The 18573-nt window shown below is 41.9% G+C and carries 12 protein-coding genes; 5 read left to right on the plus strand and 7 right to left on the minus strand.

Annotated features, from left to right (window positions below):
* Positions 1 to 383 precede the first annotated feature (383 nt).
* The 5 genes from BVU_RS20695 (at position 384) to BVU_RS20715 (ending at position 3927) form a co-directional block, all read left to right on the plus strand.
* Positions 384 to 1055, plus strand: coding sequence for a hypothetical protein (locus tag BVU_RS20695; protein WP_005839695.1), 672 nt, complete (start codon positions 384 to 386; stop codon positions 1053 to 1055).
* A 151-nt stretch (positions 1056 to 1206) separates the two neighbouring features.
* The gene (locus tag BVU_RS20700) at positions 1207 to 1680 is read left to right on the plus strand and encodes an RNA polymerase sigma factor (protein ID WP_005839693.1); all 474 of its coding nucleotides are present in this window, start codon (positions 1207 to 1209) and stop codon (positions 1678 to 1680) included.
* A gap of 12 nt (positions 1681 to 1692) precedes the next feature.
* Positions 1693 to 2271: a hypothetical protein gene (locus tag BVU_RS20705; RefSeq protein WP_005839691.1), complete on the plus strand. Its 579-nt coding sequence runs from the start codon at positions 1693 to 1695 to the stop codon at positions 2269 to 2271.
* Between the two features lie 76 nt (positions 2272 to 2347).
* Positions 2348 to 3277, plus strand: a complete 930-nt coding sequence (locus BVU_RS20710; protein WP_012056025.1) for a hypothetical protein — start codon at positions 2348 to 2350, stop codon at positions 3275 to 3277.
* Positions 3274 to 3927, plus strand: coding sequence for an ABC transporter ATP-binding protein (locus BVU_RS20715; protein ID WP_005840406.1), 654 nt, complete (start codon positions 3274 to 3276; stop codon positions 3925 to 3927). The genes BVU_RS20710 and BVU_RS20715 overlap by 4 nt, the downstream gene beginning before the upstream one ends.
* 223 nt (positions 3928 to 4150) lie before the next feature.
* Here the strand turns inward: BVU_RS20715 and nagA are convergent, their stop codons facing one another.
* The 7 genes from nagA to BVU_RS20750 all read right to left on the minus strand — a co-directional run bounded on the left by nagA (position 4151) and on the right by BVU_RS20750 (position 18549).
* On the minus strand, positions 4151 to 5314 hold the full coding sequence (nagA, locus tag BVU_RS20720) for an N-acetylglucosamine-6-phosphate deacetylase (RefSeq protein ID WP_005840408.1): 1164 nt from the start codon (positions 5312 to 5314) through the stop codon (positions 4151 to 4153).
* 175 nt (positions 5315 to 5489) lie between these two features.
* Positions 5490 to 7994 carry a beta-galactosidase GalB gene (gene galB, locus BVU_RS20725; RefSeq protein ID WP_012056027.1) on the minus strand — a complete coding sequence of 835 codons (2505 nt, stop codon included), beginning with the start codon at positions 7992 to 7994 and terminating at the stop codon, positions 5490 to 5492.
* Positions 7995 to 7996: 2 nt separating this feature from the next.
* A complete protein-coding gene (locus BVU_RS20730) occupies positions 7997 to 10249 on the minus strand; it encodes a GH92 family glycosyl hydrolase (protein WP_012056028.1) in 2253 nt (750 codons plus the stop codon).
* A 26-nt stretch (positions 10250 to 10275) separates the two neighbouring features.
* Positions 10276 to 12330, minus strand: coding sequence for a glycoside hydrolase family 20 protein (locus BVU_RS20735; RefSeq protein ID WP_012056029.1), 2055 nt, complete (start codon positions 12328 to 12330; stop codon positions 10276 to 10278).
* Positions 12327 to 13454 carry a cyclically-permuted mutarotase family protein gene (locus tag BVU_RS20740; protein WP_012056030.1) on the minus strand — a complete coding sequence of 376 codons (1128 nt, stop codon included), beginning with the start codon at positions 13452 to 13454 and terminating at the stop codon, positions 12327 to 12329. Before BVU_RS20740 ends, BVU_RS20735 begins: the two co-directional genes overlap by 4 nt.
* A gap of 186 nt (positions 13455 to 13640) precedes the next feature.
* Complete coding sequence (locus BVU_RS20745; RefSeq protein WP_012056031.1) at positions 13641 to 15965, minus strand: glycoside hydrolase family 20 protein; 2325 nt, start codon at positions 15963 to 15965, stop codon at positions 13641 to 13643.
* Between the two features lie 16 nt (positions 15966 to 15981).
* Positions 15982 to 18549, minus strand: a complete 2568-nt coding sequence (locus BVU_RS20750) for a beta-mannosidase (RefSeq protein WP_012056032.1) — start codon at positions 18547 to 18549, stop codon at positions 15982 to 15984.
* Positions 18550 to 18573: the final 24 nt, after the last annotated feature.

An 18573-nucleotide genomic window follows, 5' to 3' on the forward strand; every position in this document is an offset into this window, starting at 1 on the left:
AGGCTATGGAGTTATCTCCAAAGGTTATGGAGTCAACTCCGCAACCTATGGAGATAGAACACATCTGGACAAAGATACTTAATCTTTAGGGGAAAAAGGCTTAATATAAAGGAAAAGATGGATTAAGGAGAAAAATAATCAGGTAGTCGACCCATTCTTAAAAAACTAAATGAATAAACAAAAGGATACGCGATATACAGGGAGATACCCTGATAAAAAGATTGGGTATCTGCGGAGAACAACGGTTTCATTGTATTCTGCGGACAGACAGAACGGTTTATAACCAAACATCAAAGGAAATATATTTGATGCAAAAGAAAGAATATCATTTTTTTATCCTATTTTTGTGTTGGCAACAAACTAATACCATAATACACAGACTGATGAAAACCACTATTTTACTTGGCTTATTATTGACCCTTACGGTTTCATGCAAACACCATTCCAACCCCGTAACTACCGAAGAAAACTTCCACACCCAAGAAGCCAACCGTCTGGTAGCAGAAGCGAGGAACCTATGGTTGCCTCCTTTAGACAGCACTTTCTTCTTTAATGACAGTGAACATATATCTATAAACGACAAGGAAATATGGGCCAAACTTGACAGTGCATTAGCCATTGACCCTACCAATATAAAAGTATATGTGGGAAGAATCAGTTATTTATCAGCCTGCAAAAAGTACCATGAGATTCTGTCTGTACTCCGGCAAGCTGAAAAACAATCCACCCTCAATGCCGACTTATGGTCAATGAAAGCGATGTTTGAAGATTATTTCGGAGACAGCCTTACCGCCCAAAAAAATTATCGGTCTGCCGATTCCGCCTATGCCATCCTCATAAAAGAATATGCTACAGACAGCCTCAGGTATGCCGGTTCCCGCATCAACCGCGCACTGAACATGGCATTGATGACTGATAATATTGCGATTCTTGAAGAAGAGGTGGAACTCACTAAAAAGATATTTCCCAAGACATGGAAAGGACCGGACAGTAGTTTTTACGGGAAAAATAAAAAAGACTTTTTCGACAAATGCTTTAACGTCCGCAAAAAGTAATCCAGCCTGCTACATCAAGAAAATTACAAATCATTGCATTTGAAAGAACAGACCTGTAATACCTACTTTCAATACAAAGACTTTTTAGCACAAAGGTGTAACTTTCTCTTCTTTTCACCGACTAACCTAATAAAAACACCTTTGAAAGCTGATGAGTATAGAACAGGAATTTGCCGACAAGCTAGTGCAATACAAGCACATCATTTACAAGGTATGCTTCATGTATGCAGACAACAAGGACGATGTGAACGACCTTTTTCAAGAGTCTGTATTCAATATATGGAAGTCATACAAAAACTTCCGGGGGGAAAGTTCGTTTGTCACATGGGTTTACCGCATATCCCTGAACACGTGTATCTCGGACTTCCGAAAGAAAAAGAAGTATGACTATGTACCTTTGGAACAGCAGGTAGATATTCTGGAAGATTGTGAACACAACGAACTGCTGAAAGAAATGTATTCACTCATCAAACGACTGAACAAGGTGGACCGTATGTTTATCCTGCTCTGGCTGGACGAGAAATCATACGATGAAATAGCCGAAATCACCGGAACGAACCGCAATAATGTCGCGATAAAACTGCACCGTATAAAAGAGAAATTAAAAAATATGTCGAACTTGTAATCATACAATTATATGGAACTTGAAGAATTGCAAAAAGCATGGAAAGAGTTGAATGAACGGGTCAGCCAGAATGAACTGGTTCATCAGCAACAGATTATAGAGATGTTGTCACGGCAAAAAGAAAGTTGCCTGCAAAGAATGCTGAGGATGGACAAAATAGCTTCTATATTTATGTTAGGAGTAACGATTCTAATGTTCGTTGATTTTATTCATTTGAACGGTAAATTAGTGTTTTGGCCGGCAATATTCGGACTTCTGCTATATGCTCTTACAGTCAACTTTGCAGGAGTTATTTTATTGACTAAAATAAAAAAAGAAACAAACCTTGAAATGCAAATAAAGAATATACTCCGATATAAAATGCTTATCAATTGGAGTTATATCATCGGATATTTGCTGGTAACTCCTTTTATATGCATATTCCTTTACACCTACCGCCACCTGTGGTGGCTCATGATAACAATGTTTGGTTTAATCTTAGCAGGTGTACTGACAGACTACTTCCTCTTCCATCATGTATCGGACAGAATTAAAGAATTGACACACGTCAATAAAGAATTGATGGAACTGAAAAAGAAGCATAAAGAATAAATTTTCACTCTACAGTGAGGGTACTTATCCGGATATTTTATTCCTTTGTACCCTCAATCAGAATAAAAAGCACTTTATGTTTCAACTGTATCTGCTGCTTCGTCTGAAAAATTTTGGAAGAATAGTTATAGAATTGGGTATCTTCAGAATAGTCTTCCTTACCATCTTAACGGTGGCTGCCATCATGATATTGTTCTTGGCAGAAAACCGTTTCGCTATTCCTGTGGTATGCGTTCTCTTATTAGCCGGTTATCATAATGTCCGGAAAGACAAAGAGTTTTTACGCACTTTAACACCTCATCTTTCTGTGTTCCTGATAAAAGAATACACCTTGATCGCATTACCTTTTGCCGGAATAGAAATAATAAAAGGACAATTTACCGACGCTATCGGCTTATGGCTGTTCGCCGCCTTATTACCTTGCCTGAAAAAAATAAAACTGGAACACAAACCTGTCCGTCTTCCTTTTCTTTACAAAGGAAGTTATGAATATATACGAATGTTCCGCCAATCTTTCTGGGTCTATATCCTACTCTTTCTTTTTGCAACCGCAGGAACCGTACACGGAAATATAAAAATAAACAAAGTATGTCTCATACTATGGGGATTGGTACAGGCATCAGGCTATCTGCAAACAATGGACAACAGATATCTTCTTCATTTCAAAAATTTCAAGACTTTATGCCTTTTCCAACTAAAAAGCATAGCATGGAATGTTTTCATCACCTCCATTCCTTTCAGCTTAACGCTTATAGCGTCTACCTATGACCAAGATGAAATCCTCTTTTTCTTATCTTATTATACTGCCACCTTAATTTATGCCATTGGTATCGGTATGTTGCGCCATATCATCCCATCCCCCCTATTGCTGTTTATTGTGCAATTAAGTATATTAATGCCTTTTTATTTAGGCTCTCTTTTTGTTCCAATTATTTTAATACCCGGCATAGCACTTACAGCATTGCTGACCTGCCATGCGCACAAACGCTTAAAAAGATTATTATGATAGAAGTGAATGATTTACATAAAAGTTTCGGTAAGGTCAAAGTATTAAACGGCATTCATTTGGAGTATCACCCTGGAAAAATATATGGCTTGGTGGGCGAGAATGGAGCCGGAAAGACTACTTTATTCAATTGTATAATGGGAATCTATGATTATACCGGAAGCATAACCAAAAGCAAAACTTTAAAAACAGGTTATCTGTCTGCATCCAACTTCTTTTATTCCCAAATCACGGGTCTTGAACACTTGGAATTCTGTATGAAGGCCAAAGGTCTGCCGGTCAATACACCCACCATTCAACATTTAAATGAAATTTTCCAACTGCCCCTTGACAGGTATGCTGCCGAATATTCTACCGGAATGAAAAAGAAACTGGGATTTATGGCATTATTGTTGCAAGACAATGACGTATTTATTCTTGACGAGCCGTTCAATGGGGTGGACTTGAAGGGATGTATCCTGATGAAAAGACTCATCCGGCAACTGAAAGCAAAAGAAAAGACGGTGATAATTTCCTCACATCTCATTGCCTCGCTAAGGGAAATATGTGATATTATCCACTATCTGAACGAAGGGGGTATTTACAAAGAATACCATGAAGAAACAACAGAAGAGATAGAAGAGGATATATTATGCAATACTAAAAGCTGATTCATCTATCATGATGAAACAAATATAACAGTGGTTTTACCACTGAACTACCATGAAAAAATAGAATGAAAACCTAAAGAAATATTTGTTCATAATGCATTGTTTTTATAATTAAAGAAAATCTCCTTTCACCATAACAAATTGTAAATCAATAGAATTATAATCCGTTTGGTGTGAAAGGAGATTTTATAAAGTCCTGTTTCCGTTCTTATTCAGCCGGTTCTTACAAAGTACAAGTTCCTTCGACCAGCTTGCCCATTGCCCATACGGCACGGATATTCAAGTCCTGGTCAAGAATCAAGATATCGGCATCTTTGCCTTTCTGAAGTGAGCCCTTGCGGTCATATACTCCCATAATCCTGGACGGAGTTTCCGAAGCCATACGGACAGCATCTTCCAATGGGATTTCTGCCTTTTGCACCAAGGTACGGATCAAACGGTCCATGGTAGCCACACTGCCTGCCAAAGCAGAACGGTCGGCCAGTTTGCACACACCATCCTCAATGATGACACGAGGGTCAAAAGCTACATTGCTTTCACTGGCGGCACATGCCAAAGCATCGGTAATAACACAAGCACGTTCCACACCCTTAATCTTATATATCAGGCGCAAGATAGTAGGAGGAACATGAATACCATCGGCTACCACTTCCACTGTCATATCGTCTATCAGATAGATACTTTCTACTGTACCTTCATATTTATACTCACGGCGCTTATGGAAGCCCGGCATCGCATTATAGAAATGTGTAGCATGAGAATAACCGGACTCCCAGGCTGCACGGATATCTTCATATTCGGCCTGTGTATGTGCCACAGAAGCCAAGATGCCTTTTCCTGTGATATACTTACCAAACTGCATGGCACCCGGCAATTCGGGTGCAGCATCCCAACGCTTGATACAGCCCCACTTCTCTACAATAGGAATATATTCCTTCGGATCCGGGTCTTTTATGTTTTCAGGCATCTGACCGCCTGCCATCTTCATATTAAGGTAATGCCCTTCAAGATGAAGACCAAGTACCGGACTGTCCGGTTCCGCCATCAACCTGGTACAAGTTTCGGCAGCTGCCTCAATCATCGGTACGGTAGAAGAAGACAACGTTGGGAAAATACTGGTAGTACCATGTTTCATGTGAGCATTAATGGCTGTACGGAAAGCCTCTTCCGTACCTTCCATAAAATCACCGCCACCACCACCATGACAATGGATTTCCACACCACCGGGAACAACATACATACCTTTAGCGTCAATCAGCTCGGCTCCGATAACAGCTAAATCACAATTGGTAACTTCTAAAATCTTATTGTCGCGCATAAGGACAGATCCGTCCTTCAACCAGCCCTGTGGGGTAAGAATCTTTGCGTTAATGATTTGGGTCAACATGATACTATGATAAGTTAGAATTTTTAATTGGCATATTAAATTTGCCAACAAAAATAGCAACTTTTTCACTTTCTAAAACAGATTTCCCCAATTATTTTCCAACTTTTTTTAATAAATAAGCCCCGCTTAATAAAATCAAGCGGGGCACAGATAGTGGAAATTGAAACAAATCTTTTTACTTACTCATTAAAACTAGCCTACCTGATTTAAGTCCTTTACCTGTTGCGGTCAATATGATTTCTCCCGGTTTATCAGTACTTTGCACAACAGCAGTCATCATTCCGTTAAACACTTTCATCTGCGGAACATGGAAAAGTTCCAATGAAGTGGGATCTCCGTTTGCACCGGCACGATAGGTTCCCGCACCTTTTACAGAATACTTGATGAGATGCTGCGCATCGGGACAAAGATTACCCTCTTTGTCCACCACTCTTACTGTGACAAATGACAAATCCTTGCCATCAGCCTTTATTTCATTGCGATCTGTAACCAGTTCTATATGGTCGGGCTTGCCTGCCGTATGGATTTCCTTTTCGGCCACAGCTTCCCCCTTATCATTATAGGCAACCACTTTTACGGTTCCCGGCTCATACTTTGTATCCATCCACATCAAACGGTAGCGTTTCTGGCGTTTGAAATCTGCTATGGAAGCAGAATCCGCACTATTTTCAGCCGTTACAGTCAAATCTTTGGTACGCTTACCCTGACTCTTGCCATTGATAAACACTTCTGCCGACGGATAATTTGTATAAACAAAGATAGGAGTCACTTCTCCTTCACGTCCCGGCCATGTCCAATGAGGAAGGATATGCAGCGTTTCTTCATCTTTGTTCCAATGACTGCGGTACAGATAGTAACGGTCTTTGGGCAATCCGGCCAGGTCGATGATACCGAACAAAGAAGAATGGCTGGGCCAATCAGTATAATAAGGAGTCGGTTCGCCCAAATAATCGAAGCCCGTCCATACAAATTCTCCGATACCCCATGCGTTATCCTCATGCCAAATCCAGTCATCCTCCGGCAAATTGGACCAACCACAATGTTCCACATCGTAAGAAGAAGACTGATGATCGTCATATTTCTTCATAGCCTGACGGACAACAGGGAATTTATAGACGCCACGCGAACTTACTGTAGAAGCTGTTTCACTACCTAGAATAATCTGCTGAGGCAATTTCTTATAGTTTTCTGGATATTTATGAGGGCGGTAATTGAAACCGGCCACATCCATCACAGCAGCCATATTATTATTTACTACAGCATCAGGCGCATCCATACCTTGTGTTACAGGACGGGTAGGATCTTCACGATGACAGATATCCTGTAACATACGCGAAAGCTTTGGTCCGTTATTGCCATTCCACTGGTCGGGTACTTCGTTACCGATGCACCACATAACAATACTCGGATTGTTACGGTAATGACGGATCAGATTAGTCAGATCCTTCTCCACCCATTCATCAAATATTTTATGATAACCGTTGGCCATCTTTGCCGATTTCCACTCGTCGAAAGACTCCACCATCAGCATCATACCCATTTCATCACAAGCCTCCACCAATTCGGGTGCCGGCATATTATGAGAAGTACGGATGGCATTACAACCCATATCTTTCAGAATACGAATCTGACGACGTATAGCGGCATCATTTACAGCACCGCCTAACGGACCCAAGTCATGATGGTTACATACCCCTTTGAATTTGGTCAGCTTTCCATTCAGGAAAAAGCCCTTGCCGGGAACAATCTCCAAAGTACGGATACCAAAGCGGGTGGTATATTCGTCTTTCAAGGTATTCCCTTCATATACTTTGGATTCAGCTGTATAAAGAACCGGAGTATCAGGACTCCACAACTCAGGATTAGCCACTGCAAACTCCTGTTCAAACAAAGCATTATCAAAAACACTCAACTTGTTTTCCCCGGTAGCAACCACTTTGCCGTTTTTATCCTTGATCTGCGTCACAATACGGTAATTATCCTTATTAGCTCCTTCAGGGCTAACCAAAGAAGTTTTCAAAGACACTTTTGCATATTTGTCTGTCACCACAGGAGTGGTAACATACGTCCCCCAAGCAGGAATATGCGTATCTTCATTGATTACCAGATGAACATTGCGGTACAATCCGGCCCCCGGATACCAACGTGATGATTCAGGCTCGTTTTCCAAACGGACTGCCAGTTCGTTCCTCTCACCCGGTTTCAGATAAGGGGTCGCATCCACATAAAAAGAATTATAACCGTAGGGCCAATAACCGGCCTCCTGCCCGTTCACATAAACACGGGCATGGCTCATTGCTCCATCAAATATCAAAGTCGCTTTCTTGCCTTTCTCAAAACCGGGAGCATCAAAGTTCAGGCGATACCATCCGGTTCCTACAAACGGAAGACCTCCGGTACGTCCGGCATGTTCCATCGCCTCGGTCTGTCCATCTTGAGTAATAGCCATTTCCTGCTTGTCGTTATTGATACTGAACGGACCATAAATCGCCCAATCATGAGGAACGGTGACGTTCTGCCATTTACTGTCATTATAACCGGGATTGGCAAATTCCGCATTATCTTCACGCGTAAATTTCCATCCTTTTTCGAAAGTCTGCTCTGTACGTACCTGCGCTTGCAAAAAAGCAAAATAACAAACAGCTCCTAACGCAGCACACAAAAATCGTTTCGTATTCATAGTTATTTCTTATTAGGATTTTCTGTTACTATAAAAGTAATTTCACCTGCCTTGATCAAATCATCATGCGAAATCAAATATTTATTAATCTTCTTATTGCCCAGTCTGATTTCCTTTATATAATCCCCTTGTCCTTCTTTCTTGATAACCAATTCTTTCTTGCCCCAATATTTAGGATCAAGCTGAACGGTCACTTTATCAAAAGTAGGAGTGGTCAATGTATATTCGGGCACACCCGGACAATCCGGATAGAATCCCATCATACTGAATATAGCCCATGCAGACATCGTACCCGTATCATCATTGCCGGGAATTCCATCCGGCTTAGTTGTGAAATACTTAGCCAGCAATTCCTTCACCAATTTCTGTGTACGCCATTCTTCACCTTTGAAACGACTGAACAGGTAAGGATAGGCTATATCGGGTTCATTGGCCGGATCATAATTCCCTTCATCAAACACGCTTTGCAATTTATCAACAAATTTCTTGTCGCCCCCCATCAACTTTACCAAGCCATTGATATCATGAGGCACAAAGAAAGTGTAATTCCATGCATTACCTTCATGGAAACCGGGACTAGGTGCAAAATTAGCTCCTTCTTTCGGATCAAACGGTTCATAGAATTTGCCTTCTTTAGTTATCGGACGCAAGGTTCCGAAATCCTTGCTATAATAATTTTTATAGCCCATAGAACGTTTGCGGAACAATTTCGCATCTTCTTTCTTACCTAAAGCCTCCGCCAAGGTAGAAAGTGCATAGTCGGCAACATAGTATTCCAAAGCATGAGAAACCGAATTATCATACTGACTTTCCATCGGCACATACCCTTTGGACATATAATCGTCATTATCCGGACGCATCAGATTATCCTTGCCCGGAGTAGTGGCCGACTTATACATTCCCTTATAAGCTTCGTCAATGTCAAAGTCTTGCAATCCCTTCATCCAACTGTCTACCAGAACAGGAATAGAAGGGTCACCTTCCATCGTCAATGTTTCACGACCATACAATTCCCATTTCGGGAACCATCCGTGTTCCTTGTATATGCCCATCATGGTGTGAATCATATCCATCTGACGCTCCGGATATACCAAAGTCATCAACTGGTGATAGTTACGATAAGTATCCCACAATGAGAATACCGTGTAACGGTTATGGTTGGTGGTCAAAATCTTATCTCCCTCCATTTGTGGATATTGTCCGCTTACATCCTGCAAAATATTCGGATGAACCATCGTGTGATACATAGCGGTATAGAATACTCCTTTTTGCTCTTCCGTTCCACCTTCCACTTTGATACGGGAAAGATCATCGTTCCATTTCTTACGGGCTTCCGCACGCAGTTTGTCGAATGTTGTACCGAAAGGCTGTTCTTTTTCCAGATTCAAACGGGCATTCTCTATGCTGACAAAAGACACGCCCATACTGACTTCAATCACTTCTTCCGCTGTGGTATCGTAAGTAAACCACACTCCTATATCATCTCCGCTTATTTCTTTTGTATAAGCAGTATAGAGTTTGTATTTACCGGCCGTATCATCCCATTGCGCCTCCACACCCATCGGACGCATCATTTTCCAATAACCGCGTTTTGCCGGTACTTTGTTGATACGCATTACAAAATAGATAGGAAATACCGCCTGAGGATTATAACAGAAAGTTCCCAACAATTTGGTACCTTCAATCTCACGGTCGTTTACAAAACGAACGGTAGCACCACTCTCATTGGTCAATCCCTCTCCCAGATTCAACAAGATATTGCTTTGTCCGGCAGGAAAAGTAAAGCGTGCCATACTGGTACGTGGAGTGGCAGTCAGTTCACATTTCACATTGTATTTATCCAGTATATTGGTATAATAACCCGGATTTGCAGTTTCACCTTGATAGAAGCTTCCATAATTATGATAATCCACATCCAGTTTGCCGGTGGTAGGCATTAATAACAATGATCCCAATTCCGGACAGCCTACCCCGCTAAGATTAACGTGCGCAAAGCCGGTAAGATATTTATTATTGAATTCGTATGGAGTGGACCACCATTGCTTGTCTTTATCCTTATCCCCTTCGGGAACCCCCATCACATTGAAAGGAGTCACCGACATCATTCCATGAGGGGTTAATGCTCCGGGGTTTGTCGTACCGTAATTAGTAGTACCCACAAAAGGGTTTACATAATCTACCGGCTCTTTCTGTGCTGCCGCAGAAAAAACTGAGATACAAGCCAGAACAGCCGATAACAAAATTTGTTTCTTCATGCTATTTGTTGTTTATATAAGTTCTATTATTTCACTACAATTTCATCTGTAAACAAGAAACCTCCGAATTCGCCCGAAGATGCCTGATAACGTATGTAACGTGCTTTGGCATTTCCTTCCCAACCAAAGTTGATGAAAGTCACTTTGTCATCCTTCACTACTTTATGCTCCATGCGCTTCAGTTCCGTAAACTCCTTACCATCATTGGAAACGGAAATGATCACTTCTGAAGGCATAAAGACTTCAGGTCCACACACCTGCATAAAGTCTGCTCCAACAGAATGAATTTCTGTTTCTTTTTCCATATCAATGGTCACATCCATTCTTTTCTTGTCTATAAAACCTTGCCAACGCCTGTCACCATAAGTCCAGCCTCCGATCACACCATCTACCAAGGCACTGTCACCACCGGCCGAATAGCCGGGATAATAAGCGGCATCCGGTCCGTAAGCCACTTTCTTACCTACTGCCAAATGCTGTACGGGCTGATCCGCTCCCGGACGATTTCCTATCTCATTTTTCAATTCAAAAGGATGGTATCCTTCAGCTTTCAATGCCTCTACCTCTTTCAATGCACGAACATGAAAATCATCATAGTTCTTCACAGAAGGGGCACTCCAAGCAACTTCCGCCAAGGCAAGAATACGAGGATAAATCATCATTTCCGCATGTTCCGGAGTCGGAATATATTCTGTGAATAAATTAGCTTGTACTCCATACACCAACTGGACTTTATCCGCACTCAAAGTATCGGGTACAGGATTAAATGAATAAACTTTGGACAAAGGCAGATAGCCTCCTATTGCTTCCGGCTGGGAATCAGGAGCATCCTGATAAGAATCAAAATAGCAGAACTCACCCGGACTCATAATAGCCATGTGGCCGGAATCAACCGCTTTCATTCCCCCTTCCGTGCCACGCCATGACATGACAGTGGCATTAGGTGCCAAACCACCTTCCAATATTTCATCCCAACCCAATAATTTACGTCCGTGGGCATTCAAAAAGACCTCAATACGATGAATCAGATAACTCTGTAACTCGTTCACATCTTTCAAGCCTTCTTTTTTCATACGTGCCTGGCACAGTTTGCAAGTGGGCCATGAGGCTTTACCTGCCTCATCCCCTCCTATATGAATATATTCGGACGGGAAAAGTTCCATTACCTCTGTCAACACATTTTCCAGAAACTCAAAAGTCTTTTCATTACCGACACAGAAATCGGCTTGTTTGTAAGGTTCGTGTGTACAAGACAACTCAGGATAAGCAGTCAGTACTTCTTCCGAATGCGCAGGCATCTCTATCTCAGGAATAACAGTAATAAAACGTTCCTGAGCGTATGCCACCAGTTCGCGGATATCATCTTGAGTATAATAACCTCCGTGAGCATCTTTACTGCCTTCTTCTTCATACCGTCGTCCGTTATTCCACCATTCTTTCCAGGTAGGAAACTCACGCCATGCCGCAAATTCTGTCAGACGGGGATATTTTTTTATTTCAAGACGCCAGCCCGCAGCGTCAGTAAGATGCAGATGCAGACGGTTCAATTTATAATATGCCAAAGCATCCATCTGCTTTTTTATAAATTCCTTATCGAAGAAATGACGGGAAACATCCATCATAAAGCCACGATAAGCAAAACGGGGTTCATCTGTAATGACTCCTGCCGGCAATCCTTTTTCATCAACCATTTGCAGCATAGTCTGAACTCCATAGAACAATCCTGCCCCGGAAGTTGCACGAATAAGTACCTGATCAGGAGTTACCGTCAGAACATATCCCTCGGAAGAGTTTACCTCCGGCAGTTCCGCCACTTGTTTCAAGACAACATTATGTCCCTCTTCTGCTATTACCGGTTTCAAATTCATGGAAGAAGCCACCAGATAATCTTCCAAAATCTTCTTGTCCCCCTCAGACGCATCTATATATAACCCTGTTTCCGAATTCAATGAAAACACTTCCTGCTGTAATTCCACCTTTAATGGTGCGGGAATAACAGAAAGTGTGCGTTGCTCTTCTTTCGTGCAACTTGCAAACAGCAAGCCCAATGCAACTTCCGCCAATATAATCAATCTTCTCATCTTCTCTTTTCTTTAATTCTATTAATTTCATTAGTACGAATGCCTGGTTTCAATTCTCCATTAATAATGTAATGAAATCCGTCCTGCGAAACTATTACAGCTCCGGCACGCGCACCTTGTTCATATTCGCCTAATGTAGTCCATTTATCCGTCTGCGGATGATAGAGCAGCAGGTTTCTATTAAACCGATACCACTCTACAGGATGTGACAAATATTCTTTTCCCGCATAAATACCTTGCAGAGCTTTTAAGAATATATCCTTATCAACTCCTCCGGCACACAATATCATACCCTCGCCAAAAGAGGTTCCCATTCCACCACCTAAAGAGATCTCATTACCTTCCGCATCATACGGGGTGGCAACCGATGACCATTCTTTCGTTTCCGGAGAATACATATATCCATCTACTGACAAAGAAGCCTGATGCCCTTCAACAGCCGGGGCAAATCCCCCCCACACATAAAGTTTTCCATCTTGTGCCACGCAAACAGATTGTACTCTGGGTTCACCCGGAATATCTGTTTCTCTTTTCCATCCTCCAGACAAATCCGACAGATCAAGCATGTACATGGCCGAGGATGGAATGCCATTTACATTTCCACCGACAATATATAGTGAATGTCCTACTAATGCACCTGCCATATTATCCATAGTTACAGGCAAAGAGGGCAAAGTATCTCTTTTCAAGGTGTCTTTTTGCAAAGATAAAAGAAAAACATCAGACAAGCTGTGTGTTGCCGTAGTCCCTCCAACACAAATTAACCCTTTTTCAGTAGAAATAGTGACTCCATAAGCTGCTGCCTGAGGCAGTTGGCCTATTTTCTTCCACTCAAAAGCCGTATCATTTGACAAAGGGGCGATATATATATCCCGATAATAAGCTTTTTTTCCTCCATCGGCTACCGGTATATCAGGGAAATTACAACCTCCGGCTATCAGCAAATTTCCTTCAATCACTCCCGCATATAATGCAGAAACTCCCTTAAGAAAACCGGTATTCTCTGTAGGGAACCCATGCATTTTCTCAAGAGATATTTCAGAAGCATCCGATTGACCGCTACAAGCAGCCATTGTCATCATGCCCAGTATCGCATAAACGCCATATATTATTTTTCTGATCATGTTTTCATGGTGAAGCAAATAATAAAAAGTGTGCCAAAAGCAAATCAGCCATCCCGCTTGCCCCAGAAACGGATTGCACCAACGCAAACACAGCATTCCTTACGCATATGGACGGAGGCATTCCACCTCACGCCCAACGGTACTCTATCACACTTTTGGCACACAGTCATTATTTGAATATAACTATCAATTTAATGAAATTTCATCAACAAACAAGAAAGCCGGATTTCCTTTGCCACCGTGCCAAGCAGGAATGCTATGTTCCGCTAAAGCGGTCACTTTCACATAACGGGCAGTCACCGGATCGAAAGTCAACGTATGGTTGAACACTCCATTCTTGTCATCCTGCTTCATTGCCGGATATTTTTCTGAAGCAATTTCCTTAAAGTTCTTTCCGTCTTCGGATACAGCTACAGAAAAAGCACGGGCATCAAACACCCAGTCACCTTTTTCCACACAAGTAGAAATAGAAGCGCTGCTGATTTCTGTCGGTTGCTGCATATCAATAACTGCTTCCATATCATTTTTATAGAAAGCAATCCAACGGCCCGTCTTATAGTTACCGTTACCTTTCAATCCGTCCACCAAAGTGGGAGCGCCTTTGAATTCATATTGCTTGTTTACCGGTTGCAACATAGTGACAGGTTTCATACTAGCCTTGTTAAAAGCAATTTCCTCTGTAACCACACGGCTATTTCCTGCAGGACGTACAGTAATCGCTTTAAAAGTACAATTCTGTTTCAATTTCAATGTTTCCGTATACAACTGGGAAGCAGCGGAAGGTTCCGTTCCATCCAAAGTGTAATAGATAGGACTATTATCAATAGTAGACAAAGTAACATCCAGCGTACCATCTTTCGGATTAGGAGTAAATACAGCATTTACATCAAAGACATGCTTGGCATAATTATATTTATAAACATCATAAATATCTACCAACTGAGGCAAACGCTTCAAGAAACCTTCATAGTTTTTCTTTTCCGGCATGGTCCACTGAATTTCAGACAAAGCAGCCATACGGGGTAATTCCATATATTCTACCTGACTGTAGGTAGGAATGTATTCAGTCCATAAGTTGGCCTGTACGCCAATGATGTATTTCTGCTCTTCCGGAGTCAGATCAGCCGGCATCGGCTCATAGTTATATACTGTTTCAACGGGTACATATCCACCAATAGCCTCAGGTTCATTAGCAATATCCTTGGTTTGGTAATAGTCGAAATACAAATAAGTATTAGGAGTCATAATTACATCATGTTTCTGTTTTGCGGCTTCAATACCTCCGGCAACACCACGCCATGACATTACAGTGGCATTGGGAGCCAATCCGCCTTCCAGAATTTCATCCCAACCGATAATCTGACGTCCGTGTCCGTTCAGGAACTTCTCTGCATGATTGATAATGAAACTCTGCAATCTTTCCTCGGCAGTATGATTCTTGTCAGACTTAAGACCTAAAGCCTTGATACGAGCCTGGCACTTTGGACATTTTGCCCAACGTACCTTAGGACATTCGTCACCACCTACATGAATATATTCTGATGGGAAAATCTGAATAATTTCCCCTAATACATCTTCAATGAATTTCAAGGTTTCATCATTTCCTGCGCAAAGCACATCTTCTGATACCCCCCAGATTTTCCATACTTCGTACGGACCACCAGTACAGCCCAAGTTAGGATATGCAGCCAAAGCAGCCTGCATGTGTCCCGGCATATCAATTTCCGGTATAACCGTAATATGACGTTCGGCAGCATAAGCTACAATTTCTTTTGCTTCTTCCTGTGTGAAGAATCCACCATAAGGCTTGCCATCATATTTTCCCGAGTTATGTCCGATAACCGTTTCCGCTCTTTTAGAACCTATTTCAGTCAGTTCAGGACGACTCTTGATTTCGATTCTCCATCCCTGGTCTTCAGACAAATGCCAGTGGAAACGGTTGATGTTGTGCAAAGCCAGCATATCAATAAAACGCTTTACAGAATCTACCGGGAAAAAATGACGTGACACATCCAACATTGCACCACGATAAGAGAAACGAGGATAGTCATTGATTTCAACCGCCGGTAAAGCGATATCCACTCCTTGTGCTACCGGAATAGATTTACGCAACGTCTGGATGCCATAAAATACTCCGGCTTCCGTAGGTCCTGAAATAACCACTTGGTCGCTGGTTACCTTTAACTGGTATCCTTCAGGATTTTCAGCATTTCCACCTAATTGCAGGATTATTCCTTTGCCGTCTGTACCGGCTTGTACAGCCAATGACTTTCCGGTAAGATCTTTGATATAACTTGCCAAAAATTCAGCGTTCTTTTGCATTTTTTCATTGCCTTCCGGATACATTATCTTAGTTCCATTTGACAAAATAAACGGAGCAGCCTGATCCATTACCGAAATTTCCTGCGGTAACGGAATTATCTGATAATTTGCTTCTTTCACTTCTGTGTTACAGGATAAAAGCATAAAACCTGCCATTGTCAGCCCTGCAAGGCCCATTAAAGTTTTCATAATAGATATTAATTGATTAGTTAGTATCACTTAATTGCTTAATAGTTATATCAACCTTTTCATTCTTCTTCAGTTTATCTGAAGTAATAATCACTTTCTTTGTCTGTCCCGGCAACAAGTCAAAGAAGTTGTCAGTAAATCTCGCACCCTGAACAGGAATCTCTATGAACACATCCCTGGCCAGCTGTCTGGCAGACAGAGTCACTTCATATTTTCCATCCATCGGCTTCACTTTATAGCGGATCTCGGTCTTCGGAAGCTCCTGATCTTTTGCGTGGTTAAAGTAATAAATTTCTTCGGATAAAACCTCACCTTTCTTATTTTTTAATGTCATTAGAAGAAAAGTATTTTGAGGACTTGTTGTCATACCTGCATAAGGTTCCTTATAATATAAGGTGGAAGCATTGGCCGGAACCTCGCCCTTGATACTCTTTTTAGTCAGAACCTTTCCATTAAAATCCATCACACGCAACAATAAAGTCACCTCTTTATCCGCTTCCAGTTTGTCCGACATAACATAAATATTCAAATCCTCCCCTTCCTTGACAGCATCTACCAATACCGGAGCAAAAGCTCTTTTTGCCTGATAATGCAACGCTTTCCAATTGCCATAATAATCAATGCTCGACCAGGAAACGACCGGCCAGCTGTCATTCAGCTGCCAATATAAAGTTCCCATACAATAGGGACGGTTACGACGATGGGCTTCCAAACCCTGGCGCACTCCTACCCCCTGCAAAACCAAACCCATATAAACCAACTGATCGAAATCTTCAGGCACTTTATAATACAGTCCCATAGTCTTCTTGATGAGGAAATTACCGATAGTGGCTTTTTGATGAGCATTCATCACCTCCGATTCCAATGCATAATCTTCCGGTGAGGCAAAAGTAGCAATCGTCTTCATTTCAGGAAATGCCTGAAAACCAAACTCACTCATAAAACGCGGAATTTCCGTATCCAGACTTTCAAACGGTTTCTGACCATACCAGATACCCCAATTATGGCTGTCGGCAATCTTCCAACTTTCGGGACGTCCCCAATTGGCCTCGTACGGAGAACCATGCATATAGAAACGGTCCGGATCAAGTTCAGCTACTTTACGAGGCAACAACTCACGGAAAAGTTTGTCATAGCCCTGCTTCATTCCTTCCATAATACCGGGATCAGTGTATTTCTTATCCCATCCCCAGTAGCGCATACCTTCATAAATTTCATTGTTTCCACACCACATAGCCAGACTGGCATGGTTCCGTAAACGCTTGATATTATATTCCGCCTCGGCCTCTACCCGTTTCATAAAAGCAGGATCGGACGGATAAGTAGTGCAGGCAAAAATAAAATCCTGCCAAACTAAAATTCCATTCTCGTCCGCCGCCTGGTAAAAAGCATCATCCTCATAAATTCCTCCACCCCATACACGAATCATATTCATATTGGCATCTTTCACATCCTTGAACAACTGGCGGTAACGTTCTTCAGTAATGTTAGGCAGCAAAGCATCATCCGGGATAAAATTCGCGCCTTTGGCAAACATAGGTTCACCATTGACTACAAAATAGAAGGATTCTCCCTGATCGTCTTTTTCTTTCACCACCTTTATTGTACGGAGTCCGATACGCTCTTTTTGAGAAGCTATCACTTTACCATCCACCTTTATTACGGCTTCAAAGTCATACAATGCAGGTTCCCCCCAACCATTAGGCATCCATAAATGAGGCTGCCGTATCTCTATGGGAAGAAGAATATGGTTTGTTCCCGGCTGCAATGTCACCTCTTTCTGTTCGGTTACCTTTTCACCCTCCTTATAAGAATAAGCAACGGTTACTTCCGCTTTCTGAGGAGTTGCAGAAACACTGTTTACAGTCAGGCGGTTTTCAACTTTCGCCAGATCTTTTGTTACCGAAGCCTGACGTACATAGTAATCATCAATGCGTGCCACATCATAGAAAGTCAGTGTCACAGGCCGCCAGATACCACTGGTTACCAAGCGGATTCCCCAATCCCAGCCATAACTGTAAGGCGCTTTACGGCTATAGATACTAACCCGCTTATCACTATGATCATTATCAGCAGGATAATCAAAACCATTGGTTTCCCATTGGGGTAAAGTTTGCTTGACAGGTGAATGAAACAGAATCTGCAAATGGTTTTCTCCCTTCCGCAACACCTCTTTTACCGGAAGAGTATAGCCGACAAACATATTGTCCGTACGTTCCAACAAAGAGCCGTTCAGGTAAATATCCGCATACGTATCCAACCCTTCCAAAATCAACAAGGCAGCATCCCGCGAGAGTTGCTCATCCGTCACATTAAAAGTAGTTTTATAGACCCAGTCCTCATTCTCCACCCACTGCACTTTTTGCTCATTCATCCCATAAAATGGATTGGGCAGCTTATTATGAGAAATCAAATCCTGATGTACCGTTCCGGGCACCGTAGCCGGCAACCATTCATTCCGGCCGACCTGGGCGAACTCCCATCCCTTATCAAGACTCAGACTCTCTGACTTCTTATACTCCTTTGCACTGAGCATCATCGGAAAGCATCCTAACATCATCAAAACTTTTAATGTTTTCTTCATCTTACCTATCTTTATTAATTTATA

This window comes from Phocaeicola vulgatus ATCC 8482, assembly GCF_000012825.1.
GTDB lineage: Bacteria > Bacteroidota > Bacteroidia > Bacteroidales > Bacteroidaceae > Phocaeicola > Phocaeicola vulgatus.